At 55.4% G+C, this 8265-nt stretch carries 7 protein-coding genes and 1 pseudogene; 4 read left to right on the top strand and 4 right to left on the bottom strand.

Translation table 11 applies throughout. The annotated features are described in order from the left end of the window. Nucleotides 1–515: 515 nt before the first annotated feature. Both HQL56_03510 and HQL56_03505 read right to left on the bottom strand, forming a co-directional pair. Nucleotides 516–1580, bottom strand: a complete 1065-nt coding sequence (locus HQL56_03510) for a hypothetical protein (GenBank protein MBF0308579.1) — start codon at nt 1578–1580, stop codon at nt 516–518. A gap of 197 nt (nt 1581–1777) precedes the next feature. Then, a pseudogene (locus HQL56_03505) lies at nt 1778–2984 on the bottom strand (ISL3 family transposase). A gap of 161 nt (nt 2985–3145) precedes the next feature. Here HQL56_03505 and HQL56_03500 point away from each other — a divergent pair. After that, nucleotides 3146–3331, top strand: coding sequence for a hypothetical protein (locus HQL56_03500; protein MBF0308578.1), 186 nt, complete (start codon nt 3146–3148; stop codon nt 3329–3331). Between the two features lie 42 nt (nt 3332–3373). Here the strand turns inward: HQL56_03500 and HQL56_03495 are convergent, their stop codons facing one another. Continuing rightward, nucleotides 3374–3688: a helix-turn-helix transcriptional regulator gene (locus HQL56_03495; GenBank protein ID MBF0308577.1), complete on the bottom strand. Its 315-nt coding sequence runs from the start codon at nt 3686–3688 to the stop codon at nt 3374–3376. 251 nt (nt 3689–3939) lie between these two features. On the opposite strand from HQL56_03495, the gene HQL56_03490 reads away from it, so the two are divergent. Next, nucleotides 3940–5460: a hypothetical protein gene (locus HQL56_03490; GenBank protein MBF0308576.1), complete on the top strand. Its 1521-nt coding sequence runs from the start codon at nt 3940–3942 to the stop codon at nt 5458–5460. A 148-nt stretch (nt 5461–5608) separates the two neighbouring features. Further along, nucleotides 5609–6415: a flagellar basal-body rod protein FlgG gene (flgG, locus tag HQL56_03485; protein ID MBF0308575.1), complete on the top strand. Its 807-nt coding sequence runs from the start codon at nt 5609–5611 to the stop codon at nt 6413–6415. A 229-nt stretch (nt 6416–6644) separates the two neighbouring features. Here flgG and HQL56_03480 read toward each other — a convergent pair whose 3' ends face one another. Continuing rightward, the gene (locus tag HQL56_03480) at nt 6645–7487 is read right to left on the bottom strand and encodes an NAD-dependent deacetylase (protein MBF0308574.1); all 843 of its coding nucleotides are present in this window, start codon (nt 7485–7487) and stop codon (nt 6645–6647) included. A gap of 497 nt (nt 7488–7984) precedes the next feature. Here HQL56_03480 and HQL56_03475 point away from each other — a divergent pair. Then, nucleotides 7985–8265 (top strand): hypothetical protein (locus tag HQL56_03475; GenBank protein ID MBF0308573.1); only part of this gene is annotated, 281 nt, incomplete at its 3' end.

Genomic DNA, 8265 nt, shown 5'->3' with positions numbered 1-8265 from the left:
TATCCATAATGATCCTACGCACTCCTGAGGATCTCCGGTCCTTGGAGTTCCTCATTATGATCTCCGGTCCTTGGAGTCCCTCATTATCCATAATGATCCTACGCACTCCTGAGGATCTCCGGTCCTTGGAGTTCCTCATTATGATCTCCGGTCCTTGGAGTCCCTCATTATCTGATCCTACGCACTCCTGAGGATCTCCGGTCCTTGGAGTCCCTCATTATGATCTCTGGTCCTTGGAGTTCCTCATTATCTGATCCTACGCACTCCTGAGGATCTCCGGTCCTTGGAGTCCCTCATTATCTGATCCTACGCACTCCTGAGGATCTCCGGTCCTTGGAGTCCCTCATTATCCATAATGATCCTACGCACTCACCAAAGTCCCCCGCTCATGAGATCCAACACGGCCCCGTGAATCACTGCTCAATGCATGGGAATCGGTCCGTGTCACCGTGGAACCTTGGCATTCGGGATAATGGAATAAAAGGGACTTTCCCACCATAATCATAGTGGTGTTCCTACCAACGTTCCCCCGGTCGTGGAATAAGCCAATCGATGTCGATGGGTTCGACACCAGGGCTTGGTCGGTCAAACCTCCGGACGTTTGTCGGGGATAGGCGATTATCGACCCCCAGACGCTTAAACCAAGCTATGACATCGTGGACGCGGTCGAATCCATGATCATGCAGAGATTTGTCGGCATGACGGAGCAGCTGTAGATTGAATTTGCGACGGCCCTGGCTTCGTTCCCATGTGTATGCATAGGGAAAACTGACTGGATCGAGGTAGGCCATACGGAGTTTCTTGGCGACAAACTGGCCGACGTCGAACGCGGCCAAATCGGCCAGATCGGCAATGCCGATGTCGCGCAGGTGGCCGCTACCGAACTCTCTCCACTCGACGTGATAGCAATGACAGTGTCCGTGACCGTCAAGGAGAAGAGGCTTGGAGGGTCGGTCCGGATAGCGGACGGGTCGCGACGATGCTCTGTAACCAACTGGATATTCAGTTTTTCCCCAGGATAGGTCGGTACCCCGGCGGTCACGGCAATAAGGGTGGACCGAAAACTTGAACAGATCTCGCAGGCCGGTCAGTATGTGGATGTCTTTGACGATGTAATCAACGGTGATCTCGACCGCAGTCACGCGGTAGGGTAGACCGCTGGATTCCAGGATAGCGTGGATGACCTGCAGGTTCTGGACGGTTGGCTGGGATAGGGAAACCTTCCGGAAAAATTTCAGGTACCGATACTCACCCGGCATACTGACACGGGTACTGATGGGCCAATATCCCGTAGGGTTCAGCTTGCTCCCGAGTGGGATGTCACGCATGCGCCCAGAGGGCATGGCCGCATGGATCTCTGCGACGAGGTCGTCAATCTGCGCGTGTTCTGGTGAGTCTGGGGCACGGTAGATGAAATCCAGGGCCGGCCAGGATTGGCCTTCCAGGCCGATGACAACTTGGACGCGGTCGATAAAGCTAATGACGTGCGTGATGCCATTCTGTAATTCAGTGATGAGTTGTGGGTAAGGTGGCGCCCATAGCGGGCACCAGAGGTCGTTTGGAATTGATAGTGGCGACATCGTGGCCTCCAATAATGAATTGTAAACGGTCCGAAAACGAAAACCGGGATCTGCGGTAGCACGCAGATCCCGGTGTCTTTTTACAGTTTGCATTTCGAGGGTCAGTTCGGTGGCACCAGCAACGAATTAAGGCTTTTTGCGTCGTCTGCCGACGCAAAAACCGGCTCTTCCGGTTAAGCGTACCTGAGGGGGTGAGATCACCCAACCAGGGCCTGTCTGGTTTCGTGCAGCGCCATGATTTTCAACTTGAAGAATTCCATGTCCGAGAAGCCGTAGGCTTTTCGCTGTATCAGCCCGATCTTGTTGTTCATGCCCTCCAGGGGGCCGGTCGAGATGCGGTCAAAATCGTAAAAGGCCAGGACGCCCTCCCGATGTTCGGTCAGGGTCTTGGCGAAGCGCACCAGCATTCCGATGCCCGACGCCACCGCCCTTTTGACCAAGTCCTCCAGCCAGAACACCGCCGACTCCTTGTCCCACTGCCGCCAGATCCGACCCAGATCTTCCCTCATGTAGTAGGCCGTGGCCAGGGACTGGTTGATGCGCAGGGCTTCCCGCAAACGCTCCACCTCGTTGCGCTTATCCTCCAAATGGCGGGGTTTCTTCAGCAGCAGCCAGCGAGTCCCCTTGAGCACTTCCTTGTCCTGGGCTTCCGCCTTTTTTTGCTCATCCCGTCGCAGTTGCGCCAACTTCTCGTTGAACAGCTTGATGACATGAAAGTGGTCGAACACGATGGCGACCCCTGGCAGGTTCCGTCGCACGGCATGGATGAACGCCCGTCCCATGTCCATGGCCACCGCCTGAATCCCGCCCCCGCCGCAACCGTTTCCAGAACGGAGTCAGGGCCTCGCCGTCCCTGCCGTCCCCGACAAACACCACCGCCCCGCTTTTGAGGTCCATGACCACGGTGAGAAACCTCTTTTTCCCCACATGAACCTCGTCAATGGCCAGCCATTTCAGCTTGCTGACCCTCGGTTTGGCGAAACGCCGGGTCAAATCCCGCTTCACGATCTCCTTGACCGCATCCCAGCAGATCCCAAGATGCGCCGGCACGTCGCCAATGGTCATCACCCGGGACAGTTCCAGGGCGTAACGCTCGAATCGCCGGGTATGGCTCCTCCGGTCATCGGCAAAGGGCAACTTCACCTGCCGAACCGTCCTGCAAACGGTACAGGCTACTCTTTGAACAGGAACCTCCAGAAAGCTTGGCCTGATCCCAACAGGTTCCATCCGAAACCGCCGCACCACCTACCCTTTCCGGGTGACACGTCTGGATCGGCAACGGGGGCAACGCAACCGGGTCAAGTCCGGTTCCACTTCGAAAATCGTCGCCCCGCCCTGAAACCGGGTGCGCATATGCCGGTACTCGCAAATCCCAAAGACATGGTACAGTAGGCTTGTGGACATTTTCGGATCTCCTATTGGTCTGGGGTCGCGCCCCCAATTGGAGATCCATGTCCACGCCTTGTCACCCCCTCAGGTATGCTTCAACCGGAAGAGCCAGATTTCGTCCGCAGCTCCATAAGGCAAGGAAATGAAACGTTTCTGAAAGGGGAGGGGTAAATCCATTGGCAGACTCTGCTCACGGCCTATCCCTGGATCTGATCGATTATGTCGGGCTGTCTTTTGATCGCATCAAGGCCATGGCCGAACGGATCGCCGTCTTTGGGCGGCACCCCAACCCGGTACGAATGGCCGGTACGCTGCTTCAGGCCATGCTGGGGGGCAAGATCAGCTGGAAGGAATTGGGGTAGCCTTGGAAGTTGGAAGAAGCCGCTGACCTGGTTCGGTTTGATTCACGGATCCAGCTGGCCTTTCAACTGGTCAATCAGCAGATTCCTGTGGTTCGGAGACAGTTGGCCGAGTCTCAGAATCAACTCTGCCATGCCATCGTCTTCCGCATAGAAGAACGGGGTGGGCACTCCAAGAACCGCAGCCAGTTTGGCGGCTGTTTCAAAGTCGGGGGCGTGTTTGCCCCTCTCGTATTGGTTCATCCGTGGGCTGGCGCTGAATTCGTCAAATCCCGCCCGGATCCCCAGCTCTTTCTGGGAAAGCCCCATCCGAGTTCTTGCTTGCCGCAGCCGTTTGCCGATGGGGGAAGATATTGCCATGTCACGACGTGCCCAAATCTGGAGGATCTGAGCTAAGATCTTCTTAGAAGTGGCTGCGGCTGCATACTAAGGAATGCTTAGTTTTGGCACCCCTCTTGCTTCGTGATTGTCAGGGCGTTCTCGGGTGAAGACCTGGGGAGAGCGTTGGCACACCTGAACGCTAAGAACTCCTTAGTGTGAGGGGTTCGCCGGATGTGACGGCGGGGTGACCGCCCGGCAAAAAAGCTGGTCATTTCCAAGGGAGTGTGCTCATGGCTTTGACGGTTCAAACAAATTTGGCCGCGATCAACAGCCGCCGTTACCTCGACAAGGCAACGGTTACGGTCCAACGCACCCTGTTACATCTTGCCTCGGGGAAACGCATCACGGAGGGGCGAGACGATCCTTCCGGGTTGGCTGTCGTCAGCCATCAAAGTGCGCAGATTCGCGGCCTGCAACGGGCCACTTTGAACGCCAATGACGGGATTTCCATGGTGCAGGTGGCTTCGGGTGCGATGGAGGAGTCGGTCAGTGTACTTCAACGCCTGCGGGAGTTGGCCGTTTATTCCGCAAACTCGGTTCCGACACAGCAGGACCGGCAAAAAATGCAGCTGGAAGTCACGCAACTCTTGGCTGAATTGGACCGTATCGCAACCGACACCCAGTTCAACGGCATGGTACTGTTGGATGGGCGCTATGCTGGGCAGGATGCTGTTCCTGCCATTCCTCCACAGGCGGCACAAGCCGCCCAGCCAGCCATTCCGGGGGTGAAAGGTGAGCTGCGCTACGTTGGGTTTGATGCCCAGGGAAATATGTTGGGAAATTATAACCCAACGGGTTCAGTACTGAACTCCTTCGAAGTGGTGGGCAACCGCTATGTGGAGAGGGCAGCCGGGGACTTTCCGCAGGATCTTGCTGACGCCTTCAGCAACGATGGCCCGCTCAATGGACTCTACGAAATCGTGGTGCCCGGGCAGGATCCCGTTCCGGCACGGCAAGCTACCGAGGCAACGGCTGGCGTGCCGGGGATTGCGGAGGTTCCCGGGTTTAACGTTCAGGTGGGGGACGATGAAGGGGAAACGGTGGGAGTGCGGATTCCCGATGTGCGCTCATCCGCTTTGATTGCCATGAGCAGCGCCATGCAGGCCTACTCCGTCAATCGCCATCCGGACATTCCCTGGGCACCTGATCCATTGCTCAACCTTCCCTTCAGCACCTACCTGGATCCCACCCGTGCGCCAAATGACCCGGGAGGGGCAGGAGTTCCTGGAACTCCTGCCCAGTATCAATTGATCGCGGCAACGCCTGCCAACTATCCCGGGAAACCTCTTCCTCCGGTGGACGTCAATGGCAATCCAAGCCTGGGATACGAGGATTGGTTCCTCAATCCATCCACGGGGGCTTACGTGTTTACCCAGGGAGTGGGCAATTACCGCAAAATCGCCGATGAAATTCCGGGAGTGGATGGAGCTCCAGTCAATCGGGAGATTCCCGGCCAGCAATCATCGGTTTGGGCCATCACCATGCTGGATCAGGCCTTGGAAAAGGTAACCCTCGCTCAGGCTCAACTGGGCGGCGTGTTGAACCGCTTGGAATCCTCGGCCCAAAATCTGGGAGTGATGACCGAGAATATGAGTCGATCGCGTTCCCAGAATAGCGATGCGGATATAGCCCAGGAAACCATGCTGTTGACCCGAAACACCATTATTCAGCAAGCCGCCACAGCCATTCTGGCCCAGGCCAATCAGCAACCACAGTTGGTAATGGAACTCTTGGCTGTTGGGCGAAAATAGGCGGATTTGAATCGATGCGTTGGTTTGGCGTGCCCATCTGACTAAGTATTCCTTAATACGGGTCTGCCAAGTTCGAAAAAGTTTGAAGTGAAGAAGACAAACAGATGCCACAAGGCAACCTTACGAGCGTTTTCAAAAGGAGAAAGCAATGATACGCGGAATGTTCAGTGCCGCTTCGGGGATGCAGGCTACGACAAAGAAAATGGATGTCATCAGCAATAATTTATCCAACTCTGCTACAACGGGGTTTAAAGCCTCGCGAGCCGAGTTCAAGGATATCTTTAGCGCTATCGTTCGTGCGCCTGGCGTTCAAAACGCTGATGGGACAGTATCCCCTGTGGGAATTCAAATTGGTCATGGTGTAATGCTTTCATCGGTTGCCCACGATTTTGCACAGGGAAGTCCGATCCAAGCGTCGACCGATCCTAAAGATGTAACTGTTATGATCAGCGGTCAGGGCTTTTTCAAAATTCAGCTGCCCGATGGCCAAACTGGTTATACGCGGGATGGAACATTTCATCTGGACAAGACTGGTCAGATCGTAACTGCTGACGGGTACCCTGTTGTAGGGCCAACTTCAATTCCATCCAACGCATCAGTCGTAAGTATCAATCAAAATGGAACCGTTAGCTATACTGATCCTTCAGCACCACCACAGAATGCAATCGTGCCCGCCGGACATTTTGTATTGGCGCGATTTCCTAATCCACAAGGATTGTTTGCCGTTGGGAATAACATGTTCAAAGAAAGTGACGCTTCTGGAACGGCAATTTCAGACAATCCGGACAATGATGGTATGGGATTCCTGAGGCAGCATTATCAGGAGGCTTCCAATGTGGATCTGGTGGGCGAGATGGTCGACATGATCATTACGCAACGATCCTATGAAATTGGCTCGAAGGCGATCAGTACTGCCGACGAGATGCTAAGTGTCGTCAAAGACCTGAAGCGGTAGCGAGGGTTCCCGATCCGGCTCTCTGGTGATCGTCTTTGAAATATCGGGCTGTCTGACAATCATTGTGAGACCGACAAGTCTTCCCGTTCTTTTTCAGCACCTGTTTTGCCCAACAAAGCCAATCCCGGAGGGTGTGGGGGCTCTGTCCCCCACATGCCAAGGCAAAAGAGCCCGTCATCCGCCAACGCAAACCGCCGAAATCTCCCCGTCACGCAGAACCAACGCCCATTCAGCTTGTACCGATAAGGGCTGCTATGGACGAGATTCCGTCCGCAGCCCCATAAGGCAGGGAAATGAAACGCTTCTGAAAGGCATGAAAGTCCCTGGGATTGATCCGGACCAGATCTCCATGGAAACGATCGGCATAGTCTTCGGAACGTCGCCGGATGGTCGCAACCGCCGTTCCGGCTCCGATTTCGATCACCATCAGGGAGCGTCCCTCCCGTTGCAAACGGTTCAACCACTCCCACAGTCGCTCTTTCTGCTGGTTGGTGCGTTGCGCAAGCCAACTGCTGTCGTTAAACATCAGAATATTGGGCCTGGCCATGGCTCCACATCGCGGACATGTGGGAAGAGGTTCCTTCGCCAGAAAGGTGGACTCCTCCACCGCGATCTCGATATCGTCCGCCCCCCAGATGGCCTTATCGCAAGGACGGGTGCATTGCAGAGAATGAATCGAGCCGTGGCATTCTTCGATTTGCTGGTCAGGAAAACCGGCTCGCTGGAATTGGCCATCAACGTTGGAGGTTAGCACGAACCAACCCGACGGTTTCCGTCGGACCATTTCCAGAAGAGTTGCGAAGCCGGCATGCGGCTCGGTCTTGCGATACAAGGCCAGACGGTGCCCGTAAAATGCCCAGGCCAATCGGGGGTTGCGTCGAAACCAGGCAGGATTGGCCATCCGCTCAAAGGAAATATTCTGTTCGGCGAGAAGCGGGTATGCCTTCCAGAATCCCGCATCGCCCCGAAAGTCGGGCAAGCCGGAATCCACACCCATGCCAGCCCCAGCGGTGATGAGCAGGGCATCCGCTTTTCGTATGGCCGCCGCCGCGGTCCGAATCGATTCGTCCATCACCAATCACCCGAAAATGTGCCACCCGGAAGGCCCTCTGAGTGTGGCAACAGTTACCCCCCTCGGAGTATAGCGACACTGAGGAAAACAACGGCAACCTTGAAAAGGATTGCCGTCGATCATCCCCTGACCCGCAGCATCCTCCCCGAATAGCCTGAGAGAACAATCTGTTCCCGGCCCCTGGAAATCGATCTCCGGTTGCCGATCCTGTTCCCGAAATTCCCCGACAGGATGAAATATCACTGCGAATAACGCAAATAGTAATCCAGGGCCAACGGTATAAACCTGTGTTGCGTGGAGCCCCCTGTCTTCGAAATGGCCCGAAGGCTGTCAGTCACACGGGTTTCCCAGCTTTGCCTCTTCTTCCGCAACAAATGCTCTATATTGTTAAATACCAATTATCAATTATTTTTTCTTATAGATATTGCCTGGACGCGGTTATCAAAAAAAATTCTGCTTGGGTGTTCTGAGCACTGTAAAGAGGAGCCTGGATCCACTTGAACAGCGGAATGAGCGACATGAACGATATCGACAGGAACCCGGCATGGCACCCTCTGCAGGCCTCGGTACACCTTACAAACCAGCGGCAGGAGAGCCTGCCTTTGGCTGAATCGGCTCCGGATGCTCCCAAGGGCAGCGAAAAACGCCTAACGCCGGTGCCTTGCCGAGGTGGTGTGTTTGGAAACGGTTTATTCCCCCAGCGGCATTCTCCGGACCCCTCCAGCATGACTGCCGACCAGCGCCTGGATGAGGTGGCCGCCATTCTTGCCGCCGGGGT

Source organism: Magnetococcales bacterium (assembly GCA_015231925.1).
GTDB lineage: Bacteria > Pseudomonadota > Magnetococcia > Magnetococcales > JADGAQ01 > JADGAQ01.
This window is presented reverse-complemented; position numbering and strand designations above follow the sequence as displayed.